We start from the raw sequence: 26,500 nt of genomic DNA, 5'->3' as shown, positions 1-26,500 counted from the left end.
TGATTGTTTACTTGCTTTTTTTATGTACTAAAATGACCTTTAGCATAAACCTTTTATTCACAATTATTGTTATCTTTAATACAAAACAAGTATAATTTATGGCTTTTGTAGATTACTATAAAGTGCTTGGCATTGATAAAACAGCTTCTGCTGATGACATCAAAAAAGCATATCGAAAACTAGCCCGTAAATACCACCCTGATGTCAACCCCAATGACAATGAGGCCAAACAACGATTTCAGGAGATTAATGAGGCAAATGAAGTATTATCCGATCCCGAAAAGCGCAAAAAATATGACCAATACGGTGAACATTGGCAACATGGAGAGGAGTATGAAAAAGCGCAACAACAATACCGCCAGTCACAATCTAACGGAGGAAATCCATTCGGCGCTGGAGGAAATCCATTTGGTGGTGGCGGTTCCCATGAGTACACTGGAAACTTTGATGATGGGCAATTCTCTGATTTCTTCGAACAGATGTTTGGTAGCAGACGCGGAGGAGGCCGCCAAAGTACATTCCGTGGCCAGGACTTTAATGCGGAGCTCAGCTTAACCTTACCAGAAGCTTACACGACACATCAACAGACCTTCAATATCAATGGAAAAAGTATCCGCATCACGATTCATGCTGGCGTGGAGGATGGTCAGAAGATCAAACTGAAAGGTTATGGCGGAGAGGGCATCAACGGTGGTCCAAAAGGAGATCTCTATATCACCATCAACATCACACCTGATGCCCGTTTTAAACGTCAGGGGAATGACTTATACACAACACTTGATATAGACCTCTATACAGCTATTTTAGGCGGTGAAGCAACCTTAGATACATTCGGCGGCAAAGTTAAACTGAAGATTAAAGCCGAAAGTCAAAATGGTGCAAAAATGCGACTTAAAGGAAAAGGATTCCCCTTGTATCGCAAAGAAGGTGAATTTGGCGATCTGTATGTCACATTGAATATTCAAATGCCCAATAATCTATCTGCCGAAGAAAAGGCCTTGTTCCAACAGTTGAAGGATTTAAAACACTAATCTTATGGAAACGACACTCATTAAAGTCATCGACTTCTGCCAGTCCAGAAAGGTTGAAACAACATTCCTGCAAACCATGGAGGAATACGGACTCATACATATTGTCATTCAACAAGAAGAACAATATATTGATGAAGAAGAGCTCCAAAAATTGGAACGCTTTTCAAATCTCTACTATGATCTTGAAGTAAATCCTGCCGGAATTCAGGTTGCCAGTCACCTATTGGAGAAAGTTGAACAGCTCCAAAATGAAATTTCACATTTAAAGAATAAATTGAAAGCCCTGGATTATTGATCCAAGGCTTTCAATTTATTTCGTTAGAATTCGACATCCCGCTCTGTATTCACCTTGGTCTGCCAAACAATCTTGTCCTGCAATGTGGTATATAGAATTTCATAATCCCCTTTACAAGTCACAAAGGAACCATAAAAATCACCAGGCTTCATCACGCGGTAAACAACCAGTTTTCGTTCTCCGCCAACTTCACCATAAGCTTTCATTAACATGTAACCTGTTTTATTCACCTTTTCTTCCGGAATTTTATAATCTAAATGCGAACGGCTACTACCATCATCAGGACATAAAATCTCTGTGCGGCTCGGGGTAAATTTATAACGATCGCGATACATAGCAACATTAGACATCACTACATCCTTCGCCCACGCGATATCGGTAAAATCCTCCGGGAAAAGAAAGATCAGCGACACCATTTTCTCTTGCCAAAGGCGCCCATTAAACGGAATTACAAAATGAAGCAGCTTTTGCCCCTTAAAAGTTGTAGTCGTATAAAAATATCGTCCTTCCTTATTTTGCTCCCGTTGAAAAGAACTTAAATCAAGTAGGTGATTTTTTTTCCCTTTTACATTTGGCGAGTTGTTGACTACAGCAAGCATGTCATACTGATATTTTCCTTCCAGATGTCCAGAAAACAAAACCTGATACGCGGTATCTGAATAGCGTAAATGGCGTAATACACGACGAAATCGATTGTCAACCTGCTTTGCATTAATCGGATTAGTCTTACCTTGCCAATTTTTATCCTCCATAATATCATCCCCGAGGAATACGGTAAGCTCTTTGTTAATATTAACAAAATACTCATCACCTTGTACAGCAAAACCGTTGGGAACCACTTTATAGGACTTACAGGAAGAAAGCATGGCCAAAACCACAATAAAATAGAAAATTTGAATGAATCTGCTCTGCATATTTATGATCTAATCTTTACTTCTTTAAATTTAAACGAATAGGCAATGTGTAAGCCACGCGTACCGGTTTACCGTTAACTAATCCCGGTTTCCATTTTTTCGCACCTTTTAGGAGCTCCAATGCCGCCTCTTTGGTTCCATAACCAAGATCTTTTTTTACATCAACATGGGATAAACTGCCATCCTTTTCGACAATAAAAGCCACTTCAACAATGCCATTAACCTCCCGTTTAATTGCTGCTTCCGGAAAAACAAAATTATCGCCTACCCAGATCATAAAAGATCGCATTCCCCCAATAGGTGTTGGTTGCACCTCAACTTTATCAAAAGTTACTAAATCGGACTGAAAATCCAATGAAAGATTCCAGCGGTCGCTCTCATCTTCCGTCCTTATCGATTTTACTTCCTTGAGTTGTTTTTCCGTCTCTTCACCAGATTCAGCGCCCGGGAATGAATGAGATGACATCCGGACCTTTCTGCCCAATGTGTCAGTTTCCTCCCAATAGTACGTCGTTTTTCCGCCAACGGTAACGGGTAAGGAAAGCAGCGATCGAACGACTTTCCCATTGACGATTGCAGGTTTCCATTTCCCACTTGCTTTTACAGCATTTTCCACAGCGGATGCCAGGCCATAGCCCAAATCATTCTTAGCCTTTATATGGCTCAACTCACCATTTTTCTCCACGATGGCTGAGATGACAATTACCCCGATCACATTATTTTTGATTGCTTCATCACTCACGTGGATTCTACTGCCCAATCCCATGACATACTTTTTCATTCCTCCAACTGGAATAGCCATGATCTCAGGATCTTTGTAGACCTTACTGTCTTCATTTACCTGTCCATTTTTTAGCTCCTCAGACTGGCTCGGCAATGTCTGCTCATCAGTCACAGTTAAGCCATTAACGCTTTCTTCTACATCCGCTACCATAGCCTTGGCCCTACTCGTATTAAAGACCAACGTAGACCCCGCTACCACCAATAACATGGGCAGCACAATCACATATAACAAGCGTTGTCTTTGTACAGATTTATCTTTAAATAACATCGTGATGCGCTGCTTTAAAAAAGAATGATTGGAAAACTCATGTGAAAAAGCCAATTGATCTGTACGTAATGCATGAGCAACCAGCATTTCTGCATAAGCCACTTTATCGGTCGAGCAAATTTCATCTACAATATATTCGTGTTGAAACCTTATTTCCTTTTGAAAGAAATACACAACAGGATTGAACCAATTGAAAATTTTAAGTAGCTCAATCAACAGTAAATCATAGGAATGTCCCTGCTCAGCATGAACCTGCTCATGCCATGCAATATTCTTCTTGTTTTTAATCGATTTTCCAATCACAACCCGATTAAAAAAAGAAAAACTCAGGTACTCAGGAGAAGAACGCAATACCCGAACAAGTTGCTTGATCCGTATCGCCAAGAAAAAAAAGGCGATTCCCGCTCCTATCCAATAGATCTTGGCAAGAATATCCAACAAAAAAAGAGGTTTTTTTTCGATCGGGCTCCCGATTTCGACATCCATATATGTTCCTAAGTCGACCTGTGGAATATGATTGGAAATCATTTCCGTCTTGGGTAATTCAATAAAAATACCCACAGGAGCTAATAAGGAAAATACAACCATTCCAATCAGATAGATCCGGTTCCATTGAAAAAAAGTAAGTTTTCTAAAAATCAGTTTGTAGAGCACAAAACTGATAATCAATGAAATATTGACAATCAATAAGTAAATCATAATCAAAAAGTTTATAAAAGGGTATTGGTTGTTATTTATTACGTTCGATGATCGATAAGATGTCATCAAGTTCTTTGATGTCCAGCCTATTCTCTTCCAAAAAATAAGAGAGCATACGCTTGGGCGAATTGTCAAAATAATTCGTTAATAACTTTCCTGTGATACCTTTCTTATATTCCTCTTTTGAAATCTTTGGTAAATATTGATGACTTTTACCAAAAGATTCATGCCTTACAAAGCCCTTTGTTTCGAGAATACGAACGATGGTCGAGACCGTGTTATAGGCCGGTTTCGGCTCCGGAAGTCGATCAATAATTTCTTTGACAAAGCCACGGCCCATCTCCCAGAGCTCTTGCATAATCTGCTCCTCGGCTTTCGTTAACTCTTTAAAATCCTCCATAACTCCTCAGGAATAAAATAAATACCAGAATAATAAATCAATACACAAGTTATAACTAAAATCATAGTTTTACAACTAATAAATTAGTTTAAAATACAAAATACTGATAATTAAACAATTAATTTAAAACAACACGTGATATTATCATCTTTATTCGTCGAAATTCTTTTTCCTTGAAGCTTTCAATTGAGACTGTTGTTTCTTTCGATCCAGTCTTTTCAGCACACTCGAATACGGAGTTTTGGTTTTTTTACGGGGTTTTGCTGGCACAAGTGCGCCTTCCACTATACGCTTAAAGCGATCGATTGCGATTTCTTTATTACGGATCTGCGACCGATCGATATCGCACTCCAATTGCAGTATTCCTTCTTTATTGATACGGTTTGCCAACGCGTTGAAAATCATTGCTTTTTCTTCAACAGAAGCAGCTGTGGATAGCGCAACATCCCACTGCAACAATACTTTCGATGACACCTTGTTTACATGTTGTCCACCTGCTCCACCCGATCTGGAAAACTTAAACGTAAGTTCTCCTATTACTCCTTCTAAATTCATTTATTTTTAAATGCTTCTTCTATTTTTTCCATCTTTTTTAATAGAAAGCTCAATTTTTCCACTTGATCCCGTTGTACTTCGACAAGTTCTTGTTCTTTGCGGATAATGAGATGATCTATTTTCTCATGCAATTCCCTGATTTCGAGTTCAGCCTTTAAGTTGACCATATAGTCATTTCTTGCACGTTCACGATCCTTATCTTCCTGTCTGTTTTGACTCATCATAATAACTGGAGCTTGCAAAGCAGCTACGCAGGACAAAATCAGGTTCAGTAAAATAAAGGGATAAGGATCAAAGCCTTTATTATTTAACCAAAAGATATTGGCCGCAATCCAGACAATCAAAAATAAGACAAAGGAAATAATAAAGGTCCAGCTTCCGCCAAACTCAGCCACTTTATCGGCAACCCGGTCTCCTACGCTGACTGGCTCCATATTATCTCCATCCAAACTTGCGCTGATCACTTTATTTTCCTTAAAACTGTTGATGACCTGCTGATCCAATTGACTTAACTGTCCAGACTCATCTTTCAGAAATTCGGCGATATAAGTTTCTTTAAATCGTGTCAACTCACTTGCGGCGATATACTTGTCCTTACTAAAACCTGGATATTCCTTTTTTATCAGCTTAAAAATGGGTTGTCGGATTGAAGCCCCCAAAATACGTTGTTCCGAAGGAAATTGCTGTCCTGAAATATCACTTATAAAGTTATCCATATACCGATTTAATATCTATTTAAAGATAGTGCTTTTTAACCAATCAAAAAATTCACAAAACTATGGCAATTGGTTTTTGTTATTTTACGCATAAATAGACGAAATTTGCAACACAAAATTCAGGAATAAGCATCTTCAATTTACCTTGTTATCATAAAGTAAAATAAGAGGGCAATTGTCAAGCTAAAGAACTTCGTCGGTGCCACATGAATGAATAGCGTTTGTATGTAATGGACATTGCGAGTCTTGAACAACGACAATCAAAGTACTAACACGAGGTTCCCGGGAACCTTTTAACAAAAAATAAACAGCGTTTATAACGGGGATGCCGTTAAAATATGCGCTCAGACATAATTACGCAGATGAAAATAGGAATTGTTTGTTATCCCACCTTTGGTGGAAGTGGTGTAGTTGCAACCGAACTAGGAAAGGCCTTGGCCGCAAATGGACATGAGATTCATTTTATAACCTATCGACAACCTGCACGTCTGGATTTCTTTTCTGAAAACCTATACTATCATGAGGTAGCTGTTTCGCAGTATCCTCTTTTTGATTTTCTACCCTATGAATCTGCGTTAGCCAGCAAACTGGTTGATGTTGTTCGCTTCGAAAAGTTGGATTTGATCCACGTCCACTATGCCATTCCACATGCATCAGCGGCATTTATGGCCAAACAGATCTTACTCACTACCTACGGCATTAATATTCCTGTCGTGACGACTTTACACGGGACGGATATTACATTGGTTGGCAAAGACAAGAGTTTTAGTCCGGTCGTAACATTCTCCATCAATCAGTCCGATGGCGTAACCGCTGTATCACAGAATCTGAAAGATCAGACGCTTCAATATTTTGATATTACGCGCGATATCAAAGTGATTCCCAACTTTATTGACCTCGACAGATTTAGCAATAAAGATCGGTCACATTTCAAAAAAGCCATTGCCCCCGGCAATGAGCGTATATTGGTCCATACGTCCAACTTTAGAAAAGTCAAAAATACAGAAGATGTCATCCGTATTTTTAAGAAAGTACATGATGTTATCCCTTCCAAATTATTGATGGTAGGTGACGGCCCTGAGCGTCGAAATGCAGAAGAGCTATCCAGAGAACTTGATGTATGCAAGGACGTCCGTTTCTTGGGGAAACAGGATGCAGTGGAAGAAATATTGTCTGTATCAGATCTATTTCTGATGCCTTCAAGTTCGGAAAGTTTCGGTCTTGCGGCCTTAGAAGCCATGGCTTGTCAAGTTCCAGTTATCTCTTCCAATACTGGAGGGTTACCTGAGCTGAATGAAAACGGCGTCACTGGATTTCTCAGTGCTGTTGGTGATGTTGAAGATATGGCAAAGAATGCGATTTATATCTTGGAAGATGGAGAGCGCTTAGAAAAATTTAAGGAAGCGGCATTAAATCATGCGAAAAAATTCCAATTGTCCAATATTATGCCTTTATATGAACAGTATTACGGAGAAGTCATTAATCAAACAATAAAAGCACAATAAATATTATTTTAGGCTTAAGGGATAAAAAAAATATTTTATCTTTGACCTTTGGAAAATTTCCAAAAAAACAATTATGAAATACAAACGTATCTTATTAAAACTTAGCGGTGAATCCTTAATGGGTGACCAAAGCTACGGTATCGATATTAACCGTGTATCACAATACGCTAATGATATCAAAGAACTTCACGATCAAGGTTTAGAAATTGCAATTGTTATCGGTGGCGGTAATATATATCGTGGTCTAAGCGCCGAAAAATCAGGCATGGACCGTGTTCAAGCAGACTATATGGGCATGCTTGCCACAGTCATCAACAGCATGGCACTTCAAGATGCGCTTGAGAAAGTTGGGAAAAAGACACGTTTGCTTACTGCGATCAAAATGGAGCAAATCTGCGAACCATTTATTCGCAGAAGAGCTGTACGCCATTTGGAAAAAGGCCGTATTGTTATTTTCGGAGCTGGTACAGGAAACCCTTATTTCACAACGGATACCGCTGCATCTTTGCGTGCAATCGAAATCAATGCGGATGCCGTATTGAAAGGAACCCGTGTGGATGGTATTTACACCGCAGATCCTGAAAAAGATCCTACTGCAACAAAATTTGAAGAAATATCATTCACAGAGGTTTATGAGAAAGGATTAAATGTTATGGATATGACAGCCTTTACCCTTTGTCAAGAAAACAAATTACCGATCATCGTATTTGATATGAACAAACCAGGCAACTTATTGAAACTTGCTAATGGTGAACATGTCGGAACTGTGGTTAAATAATTTAAATCTGTAAAAAACGTAATCTTATATGAACGAACTAATTTCAATTGAATTGGACGATTGTAAAGACAAGATGTCCAAAGCAGTTGCTCACACCGAATCCGAATTAACTAAAATTCGTGCGGGTAAAGCTTCTCCATCGATGTTAGATGGAATTTCAGTAGACTATTATGGTAGCGCCACTCCACTTTCACAAGTGGCCAACATCAATACAACTGATGCACGGACTATTGTTATCCAACCTTGGGAAAAATCGCTCATCAACGCAATTGAAAAAGCTATCACTGACGCTAACCTAGGAATCAACCCACAGAATGACGGTATCGTTATTCGTCTGAATATTCCTCCTTTGACAGAAGAAAGAAGACGTGATTTGGTGAAGAAAGTAAAAGAGGAAACTGAAAGAGGCCGTATTGGTATTCGTAATATCCGTAAAGATATAAACGAGTCCATTAAAAAATTAAAAAATGATGGCGCTTCAGAAGATGAAATCAAAACTGCTGAAGGAGAAGTTCAAAAGTTAACGGATGCATTCATTGTAAAAGTTGATAAATTGGCTGAACTGAAAGAAAAAGATATCATGACTGTTTAAGTTTCCTACTTGAATATAAAAAAGGTCTGAAAAATATTCAGACCTTTTTTATTGGTATGAAGAACTCCGCACTCCTCCCCTAAAAAGAACTCTTCCCAACCTACAAGACATTGACCATCCAAAAATTTTATGGGTTAAGATTCAGCATACACTTCAAAAATATTCCCTGTTGTACCATTGATTTCTGAACAAATAATTGTACATTGTACACTAACAAGTAATCAATTATATGATGAACAATTCTCGTCGTCAATTTTTAAAGCAAGCTGGAATAGGTCTTTCGGCAGCTTATCTGGTGCCCAACTTTATATCTTGTCAAAATAAAGCCGGTGCAATCAGCAACAATCCATTACAGAATATAGGTGTACAGCTGTATTCCATTCGCGATTTAATGGATAAAGATCCGAAAGGATCTTTGGAACAAATTGCCAAAATTGGGTATAAACATGTTGAGCTCTATGGGATAGACGCCACAGCCAAGCAGTTCTGGAAATTGCCTTACAAAGAGTTGAAGAAAATATTGGATGATAACGGTCTAAAAACACATTCAGGCCATTACGATATGTCCAAATACCTCAGTAAAGCGCATACCGACAAAGAAGATCTTGCGGCTTATTTTGATGCGGCAAAAGAACTTGGCCAAGAATATGTAATTGCTCCTGTAACACCGATGTTTGATCTGAATGCATTGAAAAAAGATGATTATCTCTATGCGGCCGAGCAATTGAATAAAGCTGGTGAACAGGCTAAAAAATTGGGTCTAAAAGTTGCCTACCACAACCATTTCTGGGAATTTAGGGATCTGGGCAATAATACGACCGGTGAAGAGGTGATGTTAGCATTCACTGAACCTGATTTGGTCGATTTTGAATTAGACCTTTTCTGGGCAGAAAAAGCGGGTAAAAACCCGATAGCCTTGTTTGAAAAATTCCCCAACCGTTTTAAACTATGGCATGTCAAAGATATGGATAAAACAAAATCCAATCCCATTGAATGGCCCAAAGATGGAAAATTGCCGATTGAGCAAATCTTCAATGACATCAAGTATACTGAAGTGGGGACCGGAAGCATCAACTTTCCTGAAATCGTCAAAGAAAAGAACAAAGCCGGACTTAAATATGCTTTTGTTGAGCAAGACAACATCTATATGCCAAATAAGATGGAAAGTCTCAAAAAAAGCTACGATTATGTTCAGGCAAATCTTACAAAATAAAAAAGGNNCCTTTTTTATTTTGTAAGATTGTCAACTTAGAATTCGGTATCTTCCACCTCTACTGCAGTCTCGATTACTTTTCTCGCCAACTCTTCTTTAAATTCGATGATATTCTTGCTGATTGTTTCATCATATGTACCCAGAATCTGAGCAGCCAATATACCTGCATTCTTCGCCGCATTTAAAGCGACAGTTGCTACAGGAATACCATTGGGCATCTGCAGGATAGAAAGTACTGAGTCCCATCCATCAATGGAATTTGATGATTTTACAGGTACGCCTATTACAGGTAAATGTGTAATAGAAGCGACCATTCCAGGCAAATGCGCCGCACCACCCGCTCCAGCAATAATAACTTTCAAACCACGAAATGCTGCATTTTTGGCATAATCAAACATACGTTGTGGTGTACGATGTGCTGAGACGATCGTTACCTCAAATTCCACCCCAAGGGTTTTGAGCACATCTATCGCATCCTGCATAACAGGAAGGTCCGATTTGCTTCCCATGATAATGCCTACCTGGGCCTTATTATTGACTGACATAGTATTGTTTAAGCTTTAACTTTTAATATTTCTTGTACTTTTCTTGCATTGGAGATCGCTTTCTCCCGGTCATCATTGATAATACAAACATGGCCCATCTTGCGGAATGGCTTCGTATATTTCTTTCCATACAAATGAATATATACACCTTCCATTGCCAGCACTTCTTCCACCCCCTCGTATTTGGCCAATCCTTCATAGCCAGGTTCACCTAACAGGTTAATCATAACGGCATTCGTTCTACATCTGGTATCCCCTAACGGTAGGTTGAATATAGCCCTTAAATGCTGTCCAAATTGCGACACATAATTACCCTCTATGGTCTGGTGACCACTATTATGCGGGCGCGGAGCCAATTCGTTGACCAGAATATCGCCATTTTTCGTTAGGAACATCTCTACAGCCAATATACCCACAATCTGCAAATCGTCGGCAATCTTTTTTGCGATAGCCTCTGCGCGTTGTTGGATCTCTACACCATACAAAGACGGCGCAATCAAAAATTCCACCAAGTTAGCCTGAGGATTAAATTCCATCTCTACCATTGGAAATGTAGACACCTCACCTTTATCATTCCGGGCAACAATGACCGCAATTTCTTTTTCAAAATCTACCCATTCTTCAATTAAGCTGGGTTCTTCGAAGGCATCTTGCAGATCCTGCTGGCTAACAATCTTCTTTACCCCTTTTCCATCATATCCGTCCTTACGTAATTTTTGGATATAGGGTAAATTTAGCGAGGCATTCACTAAATTATCTTTATTGGATATCAATTGAAAGGCCGAAGTGGGGATATCGTTTTGTTTAAAAAATTGCTTTTGTAGACCTTTATCTTGAATCAGACGAATGATACGTGATTGTGGGTACACGATAACGCCCTCTCCTTCCAGCTTCTCTAAAGCATCTACATTCACCTTCTCAATCTCGATCGTGATCATGTCCAAATCCTTACCGAAATTATAGACCGTTTCAAAATCGCCCAATGAACCACATTCAAATTTATTGCACAACTTGCGACAAGGAGCATTCTTATCCGGGTCCAATACATGAACATTTACATTGTAATTAATGGCTTCCTGGATGAGCATTCTTCCCAGTTGACCACCGCCAAGAATACCCAATTGCAATTCACCATAAAAATCTTTTGCCATAATTGATTTAAAATCTTATAAAATTTATCTTTTAAGCTTTTCCGCTGAACAATTGCTCACCCAACAAGCTTTCTTTGTCTATCTTTTTTTGCAACTCAATAAAAGCACCAATTAATGCCTCGGGACGTGGCGGACAGCCCTGGACATAAACATCCACAGGGATCACTCGATCTACCCCTTTGACCACATGATAACCATGCTGCCAATATGGACCGCCACAGTTGGAGCAAGAGCCCATCGAGATAACATATTTAGGATCGGGCATCTGTTCATATAGTTTCTTGATACGATCGGCCATCTTAAAAGTAACCGTTCCAGCAATAATGATCACGTCGGATTGCCGTGGAGAAGGCCTTGGGAATACGCCCATCCGGTCTAAATCATACGTTGAAGCCATTGCCCCCATCATTTCAATGGCACAGCAAGCAATACCAAAGCTCATGGGCCACATCGAAGATAACCTTGCCCAATTCAGCAAATCATCTAATTTGGCAACAATAACACCATTATTCTGCAATTGACTATCTAAACTCATGCTTACTCAGGTTTTTTAAATCGAGGTTTAAAGGCTGGTTTCGGCGTCGACACCTGTTCATTTGTCGTCGTTTTGTGCGCGACAGCATCCTCTACGATCTGTGTATAATCACGCACCTGATACGTCCTACTATTCAGGCTTGCATAGGCACTATCCGGGATAGCCACAGGAACTTTAGGTAAGGACACATTCGGTTTAACCCATTCCAAATCGCCCTTTTTCCAGACAAAAACCAATCCTAAAATTAAAATGCCAATGAACATAGCCATTTCAATCATGGTAAACCACCCCCATCTTCCATCTGCCGCAATATATTCGGACTGTCCAAATACAGTAGCCCATGGAAAAATAAAAATAAGCTCTACATCAAAAAGTAAAAATACAAGGGCAATAACATAGAACCGTGGATTAAACTGAACCCAAGAAGAACCAATGGGATCCTCTCCACATTCGTAAGTACCAGATTTGATGGGATTATTCTTTTTCGGAGAGATTAAACGTGCTAGAAAAATGGTCGCACAGACTAACAGCGCCCCTATCAGCAGAATGATAAGGATTTTGCCGTATTCCGATAATTGCGCGGGGTCATCCATAATAATTACAAATTTAACAAATATTTCGTTTACTCGGGTGAGGAACTTGAAATTACGAATTATTTCTTTAAAAACAGTTCGAATTTTAAGGCACTAATGCCCCGTATCCGGTCTGCAAGCAGTCCCCAATTCATCTGGTGCAGCACTTAGCAGCAACCGAAACTTAATCGAAAGAGCAATGCCATGTTCAAAACCTTCATGACTTTGCAGACACCAACAGCAATGAAAGCGGACTGAAGGTTCTTTCTGGCCAATAAGATCAGACATTTTCAGAAAAAAAAGAGGGCATCGTATAAAACGATGCCCTTCTTATGATGTAACTATTCTCCAAAAATTACATTTTTCCTGGCATTTTGGGCATATTACGCATCAATTTAGCCGCCATCGCCGGATTAGACATCTGCTTCATGACTTTACGCATATCACCAAATTGTTTCAATAACTTATTCACTTCATTAATATCAGTACCTGATCCCTTCGCAATACGTAAACGACGTTTTTGATCAATGACATCTGGGTTTTCGCGTTCAAAAGGTGTCATGGAATCGATAATCGCTTCAATGGGTTTGAAAGCATTGTCATCGACTTCAATATCTTTCATTGCTTTCCCAACGCCAGGGATCATTCCCATGAGGTCTTTCATATTACCCATTTTCTTGATTTGTTGAATCTGGGATTTAAAATCGTTGAAATCGAATTTATTCTTACGGATTTTCTTTTGGAGCTCTGCGGCTTGCTTCTCGTCAAACTGTTGCTGTGCACGTTCCACTAAGGATACCACGTCACCCATACCCAAAATACGAGAGGCCATACGATCAGGGTGGAATACATCCAATGCATCCATCTTTTCACCTGTACCAATAAACTTGATAGGCTTATTAACGACAGATTTAATCGATAAAGCTGCACCACCGCGTGTATCACCATCCAACTTAGTCAATACTACACCTGTAAAGTCCAGACGGTCGTTGAACGTCTTAGCTGTATTCACGGCATCCTGACCAGTCATTGAATCCACAACAAATAGGATTTCGTCTGGCTTTGTCGCCTCTTTAACTGCTGTAATCTCCACCATTAAAGGCTCATCGATGGCCAAACGACCGGCTGTATCGATGATTACGACATTATTTCCATTGCGTTTTGCTTCTTCCACACCGGCTTTGGCAATCGCAATAGGATCGTTAGATTCACGATTCACATACACTGGTACGCCCACTTGTTCGGCAAGCACTTCCAATTGATCGATCGCTGCAGGGCGGTAAACGTCACCAGCCACCAACAATGGTTTTTTATTCTTTTTATCTTTAAGGTACAAGGCCAACTTACCGGAGAAAGTTGTTTTACCAGCACCATTCAAACCCGCAATTAGAATGACTGTTGGATTTTTTCCAGTCTCAAGCTCCGTAACAGATCCGCCCATCAAAGCTGTCAACTCATCGTTCATGATCTTCGTCAACAATTGGCCTGGGGAAATACTTGTCAGTACATTTTCGCCTAAAGCTTTTTGTTTAACATCGTCGGTAAAAGTTTTGGCAGTTTTATAATTCACATCGGCATCCAACAACGCTTTGCGAATTTCTTTCATCGTTTCTGCAACGTTGATCTCGGTAATACTACCCTGTCCTTTTAATACTTTAAAGGCCCTATCTAACTTATCTTGAAGATTTGAAAACATAAAATCTGAATCTTATTCTATATAAACAGCAAAGTTAAAAAAATTGTCTATAGTAACCTCATTAACACCCCATAAAAAATGCGACTATGAAAAATAATCGCATTTTTGTAGGATAAAGTTACAATATCCGTATTTAATCACTTCTACGGCCACCGAATAAAATAGACGCATAATACAAAAGTGTTACCAACGCACTTAACGCCGCTACGACATAAGTCATCGCTGCCCATTTCAAAGCATCTTTCGCACCGTCATGTTCTTCGCCATTATAGGTTACACCAGCATGGTTTAACCATTCCAGTGCGCGGTTCGACGCATCAAACTCTACGGGCAAGGTGATAAAAGAAAACAGGGTCGTAATAGCCAAAGCCCCCACTCCAACAGCTAAAAGCCAGGGGTTACCCCCTTTGGAAAAAGCAAATAGCATAACACCCAGCATCAATACCCATGATGTCATTTTAGAGGCCACATTTACCATCGGAACCATTGCCGAACGGAATCCCAACCATTTATAGGCTTTGGCGTGCTGTACAGCATGACCACATTCGTGCGCCGCTACTGCTGCAGCTGCAACACTGCGGCCACTGTAAACTTCAGGACTTAAATTTACGGTTTTATCTGACGGATTATAGTGATCTCCCAAGCGATCTGGAATAGACACTACCTTTACATCATATATACCGTTATCATTTAACATTTTTTGCGCAATCTCAGCTCCAGACATCCCATTGCTCAAAGGCATTTCGGCGTATTTCTTAAATTTGTTTTTGAATCTTGTTTGGACAATCAGGCTTACCACCATTATTCCAATAAATAAAATCAAGTACATAGCTATTCAATCGTTTTATTTTATTATATGACTATCAAACCTTATTCCAATCGTCGAAAAAAGGCATATGCATGAATTTCTAAGATAAAAAAAGTCTTTGACCTGACAAAAAGAACAGGTTCTTCTGATCTCCACATGACATAATTGCCAGATCATTTGGGCAGATAACTCCATTTTCAGCTTCGTACAGTGAAACACCTGCGCTATTTAACAAGAATCCAAGATGTAGTCTCATCGGTGAGTATTGGAGATGCGTTTTATTTCAAGTTCGATCAGGGAGCTTATTATTGAAGCAAATGGCTTTTGAAAACACGATGCTCAACGGATTGTAGCCTTGCTATACTATTAAGACAAAGATGAGAAACTAAGACAAAAGACGAGAAACTACAAAAGCGTCGAGACTTCCTATGGCTCCAATTAGGAATGCAAATAAAAAGGGGCATTAAAAAATGCCCCCTTTATTATAAATAGCCCATTTGCAGGGTAAGATCAGTACCTTCAATCATTTTACGTAAATTGCTCAATGCGTAGCGCATCCTCCCTAAAGCAGTATTGATACTTACTTCGGTTATCTCCGCAATATCTTTAAAACTCATATCACAAAAGTGACGCATAATAAGCACTTCTTTTTGATCGTCCGGAAGCTTTTGGATCATTTTTTTAAGGTCAACATCAACCTGCTGTTTGAGCATTTTTGACTCTGCGCTTTCATCACTAAATTCGAGCACCTCAAAAATATCAAACCCGTCGGCATTCACAATATTCGGAGCACGTTTTGCTTTTCTAAAAAAGTCAACGATCATATTGTGCGCTATACGTATAGCCCAAGGTAAAAATTTACCTTCTTCATTATATTTACCGGATTTTAAGGTGTTGATGATTTTTATGAAAGTCTCCTGGAAAATATCTTCAGCAAGATATTCATCTTTTACTTTCATATATATGGAAGTATATATTTTCGATTTATATCGATTCAACAATGCCTCTAGACCGGACTCTTGGCCACCGACATACATTTGGATCAACTCTTGATCGCTTTTACTTTTTAAAAGTCTCATACGTCACTTACTTTTTTAGCAGTTCGCAAATAAATTATCAGTTCTGTGTTAAAATGTAAATGTTTGCCGTATAAACTATCCTTTCTTATTGTAAAACAATCAATTAATCTAAAACCAAATTACCGTAAAATAAATGAGTAATCAAATTATTACAATTTATTTTAAGATTTTTTAACATTTAAAAATAAGTTATCTACCTCATAATTCCAAAATAAAGGTTCTTCGACCACAGTACACCCCTTCAGACAAGATGGAATAACAACCTCGAACAGCTCCAAAATAACAAGTTTTAAAGTTATTACTTCATACGGACTTTATAGGGAGCTAATAGGGACCTTATAGGGACCTCATTCGGATGAATACCTATAAAATCCGTTTAAAGTCCGTATAAGATTGTTGTTAATATCGTCTAAAAAGTTAAGTTGATACGAGACTATAACGGAACTATTCTTTCTAAAATGGCAGTAGAAAAAAGAGGAGGAATAAAAAAAGCGGAACCACCGCATCGGTAATTCCGCTTTTTCTATTCCTATGGAAAAAGTCTTATTTATACAATGGGAACTCAGCCATCATTGCTTTTACTTTACCATGGATCAAATCCAGTTGCGCATCATTAGACGCATTTTTCAATGCCTCATCGATCAATTCACCGATTTGAATAATTTCATTCTCTTTAATACCACGTGTAGTGATTGCAGCAGTACCAAAACGTACACCTGAAGTCACAAAAGGAGAACGTGTATCGAAAGGAACCATATTTTTGTTTGTTGTGATACCCGCTTTACCCAATACAGCTTCGGCTTCTTTACCAGAAATATCTTTATTGCGTAGATCCACCAACATCAAGTGATTGTCTGTACCACCAGAGATGATCTTATAATCTCTTTCTACAAAGAATTGCGCCAATGCAGCTGCATTTTTCTTTACCTGAACGATATATTCCATATACTCATCGGATAAAGCCTCACCATAAGCGATTGCTTTAGCAGCGATTGTATGTTCTAAAGGACCACCTTGTGTACCTGGGAATACAGCTAAATCCAATAATTGTGTGATTGTACGGATTTCACCTTTAGGTGTTTTGATACCCCATGGATTTTCAAAATCTTTACCGACCATGATCATACCACCACGAGGGCCACGAAGCGTTTTGTGCGTCGTTGTTGTAACAATATGGCAATGTGGAAGTGGATCATTCAATAAACCACGCGCGATTAAACCTGCAGGGTGAGAAATATCTGCCATCACGATAGCACCAATTTCGTCTGCAACTTTACGGATGCGTGCGTAATCCCAATCACGAGAATAAGCAGAAGCACCACAGATAATCATCTTTGGTTTTTCACGAAGCGCTGTTTCTTCCAATTGCTCATAGTCAATTAAACCAGTGTCTTCTTTTACACCATAAAATAATGGTTGATAGATCTTACCCGATAAGTTCGCTGGCGAACCGTGTGTCAAGTGACCACCGTGAGATAAATCAAGACCTAAAATTTTGTCGCCAGGTTTGATTGTCGCCAAAAAAACAGCCGCATTTGCTTGAGCACCAGAGTGAGGCTGAACATTTACCCATTCTGCGCCAAATAATTGTTTTGCACGGTCAATTGCGATGGTTTCGATCTCATCCACAACTTCACAACCTCCATAGTAACGTTTTCCTGGGAGGCCTTCTGCATATTTATTTGTCAACACTGAACCAGCAGCTTCCATCACTTGTTTTGAAACAAAGTTCTCTGAAGCAATTAATTCAATACCTTCTTCTTGGCGTTTAAGCTCATCAGCTATTAAATTAAAAATGGCTTGATCTCTTTCCATTGTTTTTAAATGTTGTAAAGTAAATTTTGTAGTTTATTTTAATGCCTCAAAGATAGCATATTCCATAAAGAATATCGACAAAAAGCCATATTTTATTAAATGTTCTTAGAAAAACAGCCTTATTAATGCGAATTACCTAATTAGGTCGGGATCATTTTATGGTACTATCGGACAAAATAAGCGGACAAAGAATTGAATGTTTCGAAAATGTCAAAAAATCCAGGTCAAGCAATTTGCCGTTAAAAAAATGTATTTTTGTATTGGATTGGCTAAAACACTATTACAATGAGTACAGAACATACAGCAGTTGCTCCTGTTTCTTTAACAGAAGGGGCAATCAAGGAACTAAATAAATTAAAGGATCAACAAGAAATCTCTGATGATTTTGGTTTACGTGTCGGTGTTGAAGGCGGCGGTTGCTCCGGTATGAGTTATATCTTGGGCTTTGACCAGAAAAAGGACGGCGATAACGAATACGAAATTCAAGGAATCCGCATCTTTATGAACAAAGCACATGGCCTATATCTTGCCGGAATGGAAATCGACTTCAAATCAGGACTCGATGCAAGGGGCTTCACATTTAATAACCCTAATGCAACAAGTACCTGCGGATGTGGAAGCAGTTTTTCAGCATAACTGAATTTCAGTACGAATGAAATAAGAAAGGGACTGCCATAGGTAGTCCCTTTGTCGTAGTAGACACCACACTCATTTTTTGTCGGTTGATCGAGGAGAGATTTCAAAAAGTTCGACCTCGATTTAATGAGATTAGTACAACAAAGCCCTCTTTCATTTTCCATCATAAATCACTAAATTAGCGACCTTTATAAAAGAAGCATACAACAGTCTGATGTACAAAGAATATAAGCAGTTAAATTTACCCGAGATAGGTAAAGAGATTTTGACCCGTTGGGAACAGGAAAAAATATTCGAAAAAAGTATCAATAATCGTCCTGAAAGCAAGACCTATACATTTTTTGAAGGTCCGCCTTCTGCAAATGGCATGCCGGGGATTCACCACGTGATGGCACGTACGATTAAGGATATTTTCTGTCGTTACAAGACTTTGAAAGGTTACCAAGTGAAAAGAAAAGGCGGCTGGGATACCCATGGCCTGCCCATTGAACTTGCTGTCGAAAAAGCTCTTGGAATCACAAAAGAGGATATCGGCAAAAAGATTACCGTAGAACAATATAATGACGCTTGTCGCAAGGAGGTAATGAAATATACCGATGTATGGAATGACCTAACCACCAAAATGGGGTATTGGGTTGACCTTGAACATCCTTATATTACTTACAAGAATGAATACATCGAAACCTTATGGTATTTATTGAAAGAACTTTACAAAAAAGGTCTTTTGTACAAGGGTTATACGATACAGCCTTACTCTCCGGCAGCAGGTACGGGATTGAGTTCACATGAACTTAACCAGCCCGGCACCTATAAAGATGTGAAAGATACCACTATCGTTGCAGAATTTAGACTGATCAAAAGTCAGCTTCATCCAGCTATAGAAAAATTAGTTGACGACGATGCGGAGGATGTTGCATTCATTGCCTGGACCACCACACCATGGACTTTACCATCCAACACAGCTCTGGTTGTAGGCAAGAAAATAAATTATGTGAAGATCCGAACGTTCAATAAATATACCGGTGCGCCTGTATCCGTCGTATTAGCGAAAGATCTGATCAGCAAACATTTTAAAGCAGAAGGCGAAAATGTATCCTTCCAAGACTATAAATTGGGCGACAAAGTAATTCCTTGGGAGCTTGCAGCAGAATTTGTGGGCGAAGAGCTTGTTGGCTTGCGTTATGAGCAATTGTTGCCTTATATCACCAGCGAGGATTTACAAGAAAATGCTTTCCGCGTTATTCCAGGCGACTTTGTTACGACCGAGGATGGTACGGGTATCGTCCATGCAGCCCCTACGTATGGTGCGGATGACTTTCGTGTCGCAAAAGAACATGGCGTACCGGGCATCTTGGTAAAAGATGAAAACGGAAAAGAGGTTCCTACTGTGGACCGTACGGGACGTTTTGTAAGTGAAATCACCGATTTTGCCAGAAGATTTGTCAAAGAGGAATATTACAGTGCAGAGGAACGTTCAAAAGAAGATTTCAAACCCACAGACGTGTTGATCTCTATCAAACTAAAAGAGGACAACAAAGCTTTTGATGTCAAAAAATATGAGCACACCTATCCACATTGTTGGCGTACAGACAAACCTGTTCTTTACTATCCGCTAGACAGCTGGTTTATCCGCACCACAGCAGTGAAAGAAGATTTGGTTGCCTTAAATAAAACCATCAACTGGAAACCTGAAGCAACCGGTACTGGACGCTTTGGAAACTGGTTGGAAAACCTGGTAGACTGGAACCTTTCGCGTTCACGTTATTGGGGAACTCCACTTCCTATCTGGCGCTCAGAAGACGAAAATGAAGAGGTTTGTATCGGTTCCTTACCTGAATTAAAGTCTTTATTGGAAGCTTCTTTGACCTCCGACATTCTGTCTGAGGATGAAAAAGCGAAAAATAAAGCTTACTTGGATAAATTCGATACCGAACAATTGGACCTTCACCGTCCCTATGTAGACGATATCGTCTTGGTTTCCGATGCCGGACAAAAGTTATTCCGCGAACCTGACTTGATCGACGTTTGGTTTGATTCGGGTGCCATGCCCTATGCACAATGGGGACTGGATCACGAAAAATTAGCCAAAGGGGAACAATTTCCTTTTAAAGCTGGATTCGATCATGCATACCCGGCAGACTTTATTGCTGAAGGGGTTGATCAAACACGGGGCTGGTTTTTCACCTTACATGCGATTTCTACGATGATGTACAAATCGGTTTCCTTCAAAAACGTCGTTTCCAATGGCCTGGTATTGGATAAAAATGGAAATAAGATGTCCAAACGCCTGGGCAACGGTGTGGATCCATTCTCGACGATCGATCAATACAGTGCCGATGCAACACGCTGGTACATGATCAGCAATGCCGCTCCATGGGACAACCTTAAATTCAATATGGAAGGGTTGGATGAAGTCCGTCGTAAATTCTTTGGTACTTTATATAATACCTACGCTTTTTTTGCATTGTATGCCAATATCGATAAGTTCTCCTATGCAGAATCCGATATTGCGTTGGAGAAACGTCCTGAAATTGATCGTTGGATTATCTCCTTGTTAAATTCGTTGACCAAGGAAGTAGACGAATACTTGGCGGATTACGAGCCTACAAAAGCAGCGCGTGCTATTCAAAACTTTGTTGATGAACATCTCAGCAACTGGTATGTCCGTCTTTGCCGTCGTCGCTTCTGGAAAGGAGATTATACAGAAGACAAAATTTCGGCCTATCAGACACTTTATACATGTCTTGATACGATTGCGAAATTGATGTCGCCAATATCACCTTTCTTCTCGGACAGGTTATTCCTGGATTTGAATGCAGCAACGAATAAGGAACAAGTTGAATCTGTTCACTTGGCGAATTTCCCGGTTTACAATGAAAGTCTAGTCGACAAAGATCTGGAAGAACGTATGGCGTTAGCGCAGGACATCTCGTCTTTGACACTTTCCTTGCGTAAGAAAACCTCCATCAACGTACGTCAACCATTAAACAAAATTTTGGTTCCGGTACTTGATAGTGCCTTCCAGGAAAAGGTAGAAAAAGTAAAAGATCTGATACTTTCGGAGACGAATATCAAAGATATCGAGTTTATTACGGACACCACCGGTATCATTAAGAAAAAAATAAAACCAAATTTTAAAGCTCTTGGCGCGAAAGTTGGTAAGGATATGAAGTTAGTTTCTTCGTCTATCCAATCGTTGACTATAGATCAAATAAGTTCATTGGAATCAACAGGCGAATTGGCCCTAGCAGGCACGCCATATACGATTCTATTGAGCGATGTAGAAATTATAGCAGAAGACGTCGAGGGATGGCAGGTAGCGAACCTAGGTAAATTGACCGTAGCATTAGATGTACATATCACCGAAGAATTGAAAAAAGAAGGTTTGTCAAGAGAATTGATCAACCGCCTACAAAATCTAAGGAAGGATAAAGGATTAGAAGTAACTGATAGAATTAACGTAAAGTTAACAGCTGCTTCAGAAGTGGTCAATGCTGCCAACGAAAATTTATCGTATATTTGCACCGAAATTCTGGCCGATTCATTGGTATTTGAAGATTCACTAACTGAAGGAGAGACCATCGAGATCGATGGCAAAGAACTTAAGGCATTAATCCAAAAAAATTAAATTATGGCAAACAACAACGAGAAAACACGCTATAGCGATTCAGAATTACAAGAATTCAAAGATATTATCTTGGACAAGCTTAGAATAGCAAAAGAAGAGCTTTCCTCGTTGACCGCAACGCTAAATAACAGTAATGCAAATGGTACCGACGATACTGCTGGAACGTACAAGACATTGGAAGACGGTTCAGCTACTTTGGAAAAAGAGCAAACAAATCAATTGGCTGCTCGTCAAAAGAAATTTATCGACAACCTAGAAGCGGCGTTAGTGCGCATCGAGAACAAAACGTATGGTATCTGTAGAGAAACAGGGAAACTGATTCAAAAAGAACGTTTGAAAGCTGTTCCACATACAACGTTGAGCATCGAAGCGAAAAACAAACAATATTAATTTTAGGCATTAAATATATGGTCTTTGTTTAGGCAAAGACCATTTTTATAACACAATGAAGGGTTATACGAAACCGATCGCGCTTATTGTCGCGATACTTTTAATAGACCAATTGTCGAAGATCTGGGTTAAGTTATCCATGACAATCGGACAAAGCCACCATGTATTGGGCAAATTTTTCCAGATTCATTTTATTGAAAACAATGGAATGGCCTATGGGATGGAATTTGGCGGTGATTATGGAAAATTATTTTTGACGGTATTTCGTATTTTAGCCGTAGCGGGTATTGGATACGGCCTGCATTACATGATCAAAAATAAGTACAACCGGGGTTTCATCTTAAATGTTGCCTTAATTCTTGCCGGTGCACTTGGAAATATCATCGATTCTGCTTTTTACGGTGTCATCTTTAGTGAAAGCACCTGGTATGATAAAGCGAGTTTGTTTCCAGCAGGTGGTGGTTATTCTTCCTTCCTACACGGGAAAGTAGTCGATATGCTTTATTTCCCATTGATTCAAGGTAACTTCCCTTCTTGGGTGCCCTTTTGGGGTGGTGAAGAGTTTCTCTTTTTCCGACCTGTATTCAACATTGCAGACTCGGCGATTTCTGTTGGGGTGGTTTTAATCCTGTTATTTCAAAAACGGTATTTCAAAACCGAAAAAGAAGAAAAATCCAGCATACACAGCGAAATCGTTGAAGATTAACGAAATATTCCTTAAAAGCCTTGTTAATCGCAAGGCTTTTATTTTTTTTACATATAACCCAATACAACTTCTAAACTCTACTATTCGCATGAAAAACATTAGTCTACTTCTGACACTTTGCTGCCTACTAGGAATCCAAATAGCACAGGCGCAGCAGATCGAAGTTTCCAACTTAAAGAAACATATTTATTACCTCGCTGACGACAAAATGCAAGGACGAGGAACGGGCAGTAAGGAAGTCTTTAAAGCTGCAGATTATATTGAAAAGGAATTCAAAAAATACAAACTTGAGCCTAAAGGTGAAAAAGGCTACCGCCAATCCTTCAAAGCCAAAGTCTGGAAAGTAAAAGTTGCAGACAGCATTCGCAATGCAGATAATATCATTGGATTTCTTGACAATGGTGCCGACTTAACAGTTGTTATAGGCGCACATTACGATCACCTGGGAACAGGTCGTCAAGGAAGCTCAAAGGATTCTTTAGGAGTAGGCAAAATCCATAACGGAGCCGACGATAATGCCTCTGGTACCGCTGGTTTATTGGAGCTCGCACGTTACTTTAGCAGCAACAAGGAAAAAGAACCTTACAACCTATTATTTATCGCTTTCGGGGCAGAAGAATTGGGATTAATAGGTTCCAAATATTTTACGGAACACCCTACGCTCCCATTGGAGAAAATCACAGCCATGCTGAATATGGATATGATTGGCCGTTATAATCCCAGCAATGGCCTTGCTGTAATCGGCTATGGAACAAGTAGTCAATGGCCGGCTATATTCAAAGATGTTCAGGCCCCTATAAAATTTAATCTTAGTAAGGATGGTAATGGCGGATCTGACCAAACTTCATTCTACAAAAAGAATATACCGGTGTTGTTTTTCCATACTGGTGGACACCCAGACTACCATATGCCGACCGATGATGCCGATAAAATTGATTACAATGCTTTAAAATCCATTTTAGATCTAGAAAAAACAGTGGTTGAAAATATCATGAAACAATCCAGTAAAATGGACTTTATATGGACCAACTAAAACAAAAAAAGCGGATTTGTCTTTAACAGCAAGTGATAATCTAGCTTTTTATATGCTCAGATGCTATAACAGAGATTAGTCAACGAGTTTGTAGACATACACGAATAAACTAAACAGCGCACTTAAGTCCCTGCAAACGAGTCTTTATAAACGGGTGCTTGGATATCATTTAATTATTGTTGATGAAAAAAATACTAGTGACAGGATCCAATGGATTCCTCGGCCAAAAAGTCGTTGATTTACTTGCAAAAAATGACCAATATGATGTTGTTGCCATTTCGAAGGGTCCAAATCGCAACCCGAATCAAGTGAATTATACTTTCTATCAAGTAGACCTATCGGATCGGGAAAAACTGACAGATTTTTTAGCTGCACAAACTTTTGATGCAATTGTACATACAGCAGCCATGACAAGTGTGGAAGCTTGTGAAGCAGATCAAGCCGCATGTCAATCGCTTAACGTCGATCTTGTGGCCTATATTGCCTCCTATTGTACTACACATCAGACCCAATTGGTCCACTTATCTACGGACTTTGTATTTGATGGCAAAAAAAATGCCCCTTATAATGAAACAGATCTTCCCAATCCACAAAGTGAATATGGGAAAAGTAAATATGCTTCCGAACAAGTGCTTGCACAATCGGGCTGTCATTATGCTATCCTTCGCACAATATTAGTCTATGGGATCAATGCTGACCCCAATCGTTCGAATCTCGTATTATGGGCCAAAAGTAAGTTGTCACAAAATGAACCTATAAAAGTAGTCAATGACCAATGGAGAATGCCTACCTTTGTGGATGATTTAGCTTATGCTTGCCAACTCGCTATTGACCGAGAAGCACAGGGAATATTTCATATTTCAGGAGCAGAGCTTATGTCGATCAATGAGGCTGTCTACAAAATTGCAGACTTCTGGCAACTAGACAAAGGATTGATTTCGGAGATCAGCGCTGCCAGCATTGGACAGGCAGAAAACAGGCCACGGCAGACAGGCTTTGACCTGACTAGATCTAACGCTGAATTGGGTTATGTGCCGACGTCATTTACGGATGCTTTGGCAATCATAGATCATCAATTCAAAACGTTTGGACGATAATGACAAATAATGATATGATAGAGAAATTTGCGCGAGAGTCATACACAGAGATGAACGAATTGGTATTACCCAACGATACCAATACATTTGGAAATTTGATGGGTGGCCGTTTATTGTATTGGATGGATATCTGTTCGGCTATTGCTGCTCAAAAACACTGTAGCAATGTCGTCGTCACAGTATCTGTTGATAATGTATCTTTTAAGCGCTCCATTAAACTGGGTGAGGTCGTCACGATACAAGCTCAAGTAACACGTGCGTTTAATAGTTCTTTGGAAGTACGCATGGAAATTTTCGCATCTAATTTACCGGAAGGCACCCGTGTAAAAACCAACGAAGCTTATTATACCTTTGTTGCTGTTGATGCGGATAACAACCCCAAAGCTGTGCCGGTACTAATTCCTGAAACAGACATAGAACACAAAGCTTACGAAGATGCATTACAACGAAGAGAGCTGCGTCTTATTCTCGCGGGGAAATTAAAGCCTGAAAATGCAAAAAAATTAAAAGCGCTGGTCAGTCTTTTTAGCCAAAAGAATTAATACCTAATTTTTATGGCTTACATACCGTGCAAATAATAAAAAAGGGAAAACAGCTTGTTTTCCCTTTTTTGTTATATCCCCATACACTGGGTTTATTTATTTGCGGTAGTTTACTCGTTGCCGAGCGCTAAAATCCGATCAAACTCCTCCGGCTTCAAAGGCATCACAGACAGACGCCCCTGTCTGACCAAAGCGATATCCTGCAACTGCGCATCAGCCTTAATGGTTTCCAACGTAACGGATTTCTTCAGCGTCTCTACAGGTGCCAGATCCACAACGACCCAACGCTCGTCATCTGTTGTCGGATCCTGATAAAATTCCTTGACGACTTTGGCCACGCCGACAACTTCTTTTCCTTCATTGCTATGGTAGAACAGGACCAAATCACCTTCTTTCATAGCTTTGATATTATTCCTAGCTTGGTAATTACGAACACCATCCCAAAATGTACGGCCATCTTTATTAAATTGTTCCCAGCTATATTTAAATGGTTCAGATTTTACTAAGAAGTATTGCAT

At 39.5% G+C, this 26,500-nt stretch carries 28 protein-coding genes; 13 read left to right on the top strand and 15 right to left on the bottom strand.

Annotated features, from left to right (window positions below; translation table 11 throughout):
* The first annotated feature begins 98 nt into the window (after nucleotides 1–98).
* Nucleotides 99–1,031 carry a J domain-containing protein gene (locus B3P16_RS15920; RefSeq protein ID WP_286843512.1) on the top strand — a complete coding sequence of 311 codons (933 nt, stop codon included), beginning with the start codon at nucleotides 99–101 and terminating at the stop codon, nucleotides 1,029–1,031.
* Between the two features lie 4 nt (nucleotides 1,032–1,035).
* Entirely contained in the window at nucleotides 1,036–1,326 is a 291-nt protein-coding gene (locus B3P16_RS15915; RefSeq protein ID WP_046672278.1) for a chaperone modulator CbpM, read from the top strand.
* A gap of 23 nt (nucleotides 1,327–1,349) precedes the next feature.
* On the opposite strand, the gene B3P16_RS15910 is transcribed toward B3P16_RS15915, so the two are convergent.
* The 5 genes from B3P16_RS15910 to B3P16_RS15890 all read right to left on the bottom strand — a co-directional run bounded on the left by B3P16_RS15910 (nucleotide 1,350) and on the right by B3P16_RS15890 (nucleotide 5,661).
* Nucleotides 1,350–2,240, bottom strand: a complete 891-nt coding sequence (locus B3P16_RS15910) for a hypothetical protein (protein WP_112373758.1) — start codon at nucleotides 2,238–2,240, stop codon at nucleotides 1,350–1,352.
* A gap of 16 nt (nucleotides 2,241–2,256) precedes the next feature.
* Nucleotides 2,257–3,990: an energy transducer TonB gene (locus B3P16_RS15905; protein ID WP_286802797.1), complete on the bottom strand. Its 1,734-nt coding sequence runs from the start codon at nucleotides 3,988–3,990 to the stop codon at nucleotides 2,257–2,259.
* Nucleotides 3,991–4,021: 31 nt separating this feature from the next.
* The gene (locus tag B3P16_RS15900; RefSeq protein ID WP_046672281.1) at nucleotides 4,022–4,390 is read right to left on the bottom strand and encodes a BlaI/MecI/CopY family transcriptional regulator; all 369 of its coding nucleotides are present in this window, start codon (nucleotides 4,388–4,390) and stop codon (nucleotides 4,022–4,024) included.
* A gap of 150 nt (nucleotides 4,391–4,540) precedes the next feature.
* Nucleotides 4,541–4,945, bottom strand: a complete 405-nt coding sequence (gene arfB, locus B3P16_RS15895) for an alternative ribosome rescue aminoacyl-tRNA hydrolase ArfB (protein ID WP_070566211.1) — start codon at nucleotides 4,943–4,945, stop codon at nucleotides 4,541–4,543.
* On the bottom strand, nucleotides 4,942–5,661 hold the full coding sequence (locus B3P16_RS15890) for a DUF1003 domain-containing protein (RefSeq protein ID WP_070566208.1): 720 nt from the start codon (nucleotides 5,659–5,661) through the stop codon (nucleotides 4,942–4,944). The genes arfB and B3P16_RS15890 overlap by 4 nt, the downstream gene beginning before the upstream one ends.
* Before the next feature lie 362 nt (nucleotides 5,662–6,023).
* On the opposite strand from B3P16_RS15890, the gene bshA reads away from it, so the two are divergent.
* The 4 genes from bshA to B3P16_RS15870 all read left to right on the top strand — a co-directional run bounded on the left by bshA (nucleotide 6,024) and on the right by B3P16_RS15870 (nucleotide 9,749).
* Nucleotides 6,024–7,166, top strand: coding sequence for an N-acetyl-alpha-D-glucosaminyl L-malate synthase BshA (bshA, locus tag B3P16_RS15885; RefSeq protein WP_046672291.1), 1,143 nt, complete (start codon nucleotides 6,024–6,026; stop codon nucleotides 7,164–7,166).
* 73 nt (nucleotides 7,167–7,239) lie between these two features.
* Entirely contained in the window at nucleotides 7,240–7,944 is a 705-nt protein-coding gene (gene pyrH / locus B3P16_RS15880) for a UMP kinase (RefSeq protein WP_046672284.1), read from the top strand.
* A gap of 28 nt (nucleotides 7,945–7,972) precedes the next feature.
* Entirely contained in the window at nucleotides 7,973–8,536 is a 564-nt protein-coding gene (gene frr, locus B3P16_RS15875; protein ID WP_046672285.1) for a ribosome recycling factor, read from the top strand.
* A gap of 229 nt (nucleotides 8,537–8,765) precedes the next feature.
* Entirely contained in the window at nucleotides 8,766–9,749 is a 984-nt protein-coding gene (locus B3P16_RS15870; protein WP_286843511.1) for a sugar phosphate isomerase/epimerase family protein, read from the top strand.
* Nucleotides 9,750–9,784: 35 nt separating this feature from the next.
* Here B3P16_RS15870 and purE read toward each other — a convergent pair whose 3' ends face one another.
* From purE to glyA, 9 genes are all read right to left on the bottom strand, one after another.
* Nucleotides 9,785–10,294, bottom strand: coding sequence for a 5-(carboxyamino)imidazole ribonucleotide mutase (gene purE / locus B3P16_RS15865; protein ID WP_286843510.1), 510 nt, complete (start codon nucleotides 10,292–10,294; stop codon nucleotides 9,785–9,787).
* Nucleotides 10,295–10,302: 8 nt separating this feature from the next.
* Nucleotides 10,303–11,445: a 5-(carboxyamino)imidazole ribonucleotide synthase gene (locus B3P16_RS15860; RefSeq protein WP_046674040.1), complete on the bottom strand. Its 1,143-nt coding sequence runs from the start codon at nucleotides 11,443–11,445 to the stop codon at nucleotides 10,303–10,305.
* A gap of 31 nt (nucleotides 11,446–11,476) precedes the next feature.
* Nucleotides 11,477–11,980 (bottom strand): NADH-quinone oxidoreductase subunit B, encoded by a 504-nt coding sequence (locus B3P16_RS15855; RefSeq protein WP_046674041.1) that lies wholly within the window; start codon nucleotides 11,978–11,980, stop codon nucleotides 11,477–11,479.
* Nucleotides 11,981–11,982: 2 nt separating this feature from the next.
* Complete coding sequence (locus tag B3P16_RS15850) at nucleotides 11,983–12,573, bottom strand: NADH-quinone oxidoreductase subunit A (protein WP_286843508.1); 591 nt, start codon at nucleotides 12,571–12,573, stop codon at nucleotides 11,983–11,985.
* A gap of 93 nt (nucleotides 12,574–12,666) precedes the next feature.
* Nucleotides 12,667–12,840 (bottom strand): hypothetical protein, encoded by a 174-nt coding sequence (locus B3P16_RS15845; protein ID WP_286843506.1) that lies wholly within the window; start codon nucleotides 12,838–12,840, stop codon nucleotides 12,667–12,669.
* Nucleotides 12,841–12,907: 67 nt separating this feature from the next.
* A complete protein-coding gene (ffh, locus tag B3P16_RS15840) occupies nucleotides 12,908–14,248 on the bottom strand; it encodes a signal recognition particle protein (protein ID WP_046674043.1) in 1,341 nt (446 codons plus the stop codon).
* Nucleotides 14,249–14,381: 133 nt separating this feature from the next.
* Entirely contained in the window at nucleotides 14,382–15,077 is a 696-nt protein-coding gene (locus B3P16_RS15835; RefSeq protein WP_070562330.1) for a zinc metallopeptidase, read from the bottom strand.
* Between the two features lie 461 nt (nucleotides 15,078–15,538).
* Nucleotides 15,539–16,135, bottom strand: coding sequence for an RNA polymerase sigma factor (locus B3P16_RS15830; RefSeq protein WP_046674045.1), 597 nt, complete (start codon nucleotides 16,133–16,135; stop codon nucleotides 15,539–15,541).
* A 543-nt stretch (nucleotides 16,136–16,678) separates the two neighbouring features.
* Nucleotides 16,679–17,950, bottom strand: a complete 1,272-nt coding sequence (glyA, locus tag B3P16_RS15825) for a serine hydroxymethyltransferase (protein ID WP_046674046.1) — start codon at nucleotides 17,948–17,950, stop codon at nucleotides 16,679–16,681.
* A 285-nt stretch (nucleotides 17,951–18,235) separates the two neighbouring features.
* Between glyA and B3P16_RS15820 the strand changes: the two genes are divergently transcribed.
* From B3P16_RS15820 to B3P16_RS15790, 7 genes are all read left to right on the top strand, one after another.
* Nucleotides 18,236–18,586: a HesB/IscA family protein gene (locus B3P16_RS15820; RefSeq protein ID WP_046674047.1), complete on the top strand. Its 351-nt coding sequence runs from the start codon at nucleotides 18,236–18,238 to the stop codon at nucleotides 18,584–18,586.
* Nucleotides 18,587–18,800: 214 nt separating this feature from the next.
* Nucleotides 18,801–22,214 carry an isoleucine--tRNA ligase gene (ileS, locus tag B3P16_RS15815; protein ID WP_286843505.1) on the top strand — a complete coding sequence of 1,138 codons (3,414 nt, stop codon included), beginning with the start codon at nucleotides 18,801–18,803 and terminating at the stop codon, nucleotides 22,212–22,214.
* A 3-nt stretch (nucleotides 22,215–22,217) separates the two neighbouring features.
* Nucleotides 22,218–22,604, top strand: coding sequence for a TraR/DksA family transcriptional regulator (locus B3P16_RS15810; RefSeq protein ID WP_046674049.1), 387 nt, complete (start codon nucleotides 22,218–22,220; stop codon nucleotides 22,602–22,604).
* Nucleotides 22,605–22,659: 55 nt separating this feature from the next.
* Nucleotides 22,660–23,310 carry a lipoprotein signal peptidase gene (locus B3P16_RS15805; RefSeq protein ID WP_070562322.1) on the top strand — a complete coding sequence of 217 codons (651 nt, stop codon included), beginning with the start codon at nucleotides 22,660–22,662 and terminating at the stop codon, nucleotides 23,308–23,310.
* An 88-nt stretch (nucleotides 23,311–23,398) separates the two neighbouring features.
* Nucleotides 23,399–24,343: a M20/M25/M40 family metallo-hydrolase gene (locus B3P16_RS15800; protein ID WP_286770817.1), complete on the top strand. Its 945-nt coding sequence runs from the start codon at nucleotides 23,399–23,401 to the stop codon at nucleotides 24,341–24,343.
* Nucleotides 24,344–24,525: 182 nt separating this feature from the next.
* Complete coding sequence (locus tag B3P16_RS15795) at nucleotides 24,526–25,440, top strand: SDR family oxidoreductase (RefSeq protein WP_286843503.1); 915 nt, start codon at nucleotides 24,526–24,528, stop codon at nucleotides 25,438–25,440.
* A 14-nt stretch (nucleotides 25,441–25,454) separates the two neighbouring features.
* Nucleotides 25,455–25,982 carry an acyl-CoA thioesterase gene (locus B3P16_RS15790; RefSeq protein ID WP_046674180.1) on the top strand — a complete coding sequence of 176 codons (528 nt, stop codon included), beginning with the start codon at nucleotides 25,455–25,457 and terminating at the stop codon, nucleotides 25,980–25,982.
* Nucleotides 25,983–26,092: 110 nt separating this feature from the next.
* Here the strand turns inward: B3P16_RS15790 and B3P16_RS15785 are convergent, their stop codons facing one another.
* Nucleotides 26,093–26,500: an EVE domain-containing protein gene (locus tag B3P16_RS15785; protein ID WP_112373768.1), complete on the bottom strand. Its 408-nt coding sequence runs from the start codon at nucleotides 26,498–26,500 to the stop codon at nucleotides 26,093–26,095.

The sequence above is a fragment of the Sphingobacterium sp. UBA7631 genome, from assembly GCF_002483935.1.
GTDB lineage: Bacteria > Bacteroidota > Bacteroidia > Sphingobacteriales > Sphingobacteriaceae > Sphingobacterium > Sphingobacterium multivorum.
Note: the sequence above shows the minus strand (reverse complement) of the source record. Positions and strands in the feature narration are given on the sequence as shown.